This is a genomic window from Methylobacterium sp. WL103 (genome assembly GCF_008039885.1).
Taxonomy (GTDB): Bacteria; Pseudomonadota; Alphaproteobacteria; order Rhizobiales; family Beijerinckiaceae; genus Methylobacterium; species Methylobacterium cerastii.
This window is the reverse complement of sequence record NZ_VRUX01001114.1, coordinates 1-757: the sequence shown is the minus strand read 5'-3', so window position 1 is coordinate 757 and position 757 is coordinate 1. Positions and strand designations below refer to the sequence as shown.

General features: G+C 72.1%; 1 protein-coding gene. It reads left to right on the top strand.

Annotated elements, in window-relative coordinates:
• Positions 1–343 precede the first annotated feature (343 nt).
• Positions 344–757 (top strand): response regulator (locus tag FV222_RS28125; RefSeq protein WP_147816415.1); only part of this gene is annotated, 414 nt, incomplete at its 3' end.

The following is a 757-nucleotide window of genomic DNA, read 5'->3' as shown; positions in this document are numbered from 1 at the left end:
GCGACAGCTGCGCGCGAAGCCATCCGCGGGGGTCGGCGGCGATGCGGGCGACCTCCCCCGGCCGCGCGCCGACTCCGAACCGGTTGAGCGCCAGGACGGCGTCCGTGGTCATCGCGTCGATCCTTCGATCCCCCCGCGGCGCACCGCACCGGCGGCTTGGCGAATCGGGTTGGCAATTCGGGTTGGAACGAACCTTGGCCTCGGCCTGTCGCGCAACGATCCCGGGCCGGCGGACTTTCGTGTCGAGCTGTCGCAGGCCGGAGCGCCGGATACATCTTGCGACGTTGTTTCCCGCGCCCGCGCGCGGGCCGCCGCTAGGATCGGCGGCGAAAGGCTCGACGACATGGACGCTGCCCACCTGCTGGTCGTGGACGACCACCGCGACATCCGCGATCCCTTGGCCGCCTACCTGCGCCGCCACGACCTGCGGGTGAGCGTGGCGGCCGACGCCGCGGCGGCACGCACGATCCTCAACACCAGCGCCATCGACCTCGTCGTCCTCGACGTGATGATGCCCGGCGAGGACGGGCTCTCGCTCTGCCGCCACATCCGCGAGGTGCACGACACGCCGGTGATCCTGCTGACCGCGATGGCCGAGCAGACCGACCGGATCGTCGGTCTGGAGATCGGTGCGGACGACTACGTGACGAAGCCCTTCGACCCGCGGGAGCTGCTGGCACGGGTGAAGAACCTGCTGCGCCGCGCCGCCGCCCTGCCGCGGGAGCGGGCGGAGCCCGGCGCGCTTCGCCTCGCCTTC